The following is a 372-nucleotide window of genomic DNA, read 5'->3' on the forward strand; positions in this document are numbered from 1 at the left end:
GCCCCCTTGCAGTATCGACAAGGAGCATCTTGCCGGGTTCTAAGCGTTTCTTTGCAGCGATATTATTCTCATCGATATGAAGCGCACCTGTCTCACTTGCAAGAATCAAAAAATCATCTTTTGTCAAATAATAGCGCGAAGGACGGAATCCATTGCGGTCAAGGCTCGCACCCATGATGATTCCATCGGTAAAAATAATAGACGCAGGTCCGTCCCATGGCTCCATTAGCATTGAATGATACTCGTAAAATGCACGCTTTTTAGCGTCCATATTATGGTTTTTGCTCCATGGCTCGGGGATCATCATCATAAAAGCCTCTTCGAGACTCCGCCCATTGAGGCTTAAAAACTCTAAAGTATTATCAAACATTG

Annotated in this window: 1 protein-coding gene; it reads right to left on the reverse strand. The window is 44.1% G+C overall.

Annotated elements, in window-relative coordinates:
* Positions 1 to 372, reverse strand: a 372-nt coding sequence (locus LS69_RS10200) for a hypothetical protein (protein ID WP_138124755.1), incomplete at both ends; no start/stop codon positions are given.

The organism is Helicobacter sp. MIT 05-5294 (assembly GCF_000765675.1).
Taxonomy (GTDB): Bacteria; Campylobacterota; Campylobacteria; order Campylobacterales; family Helicobacteraceae; genus Helicobacter_D.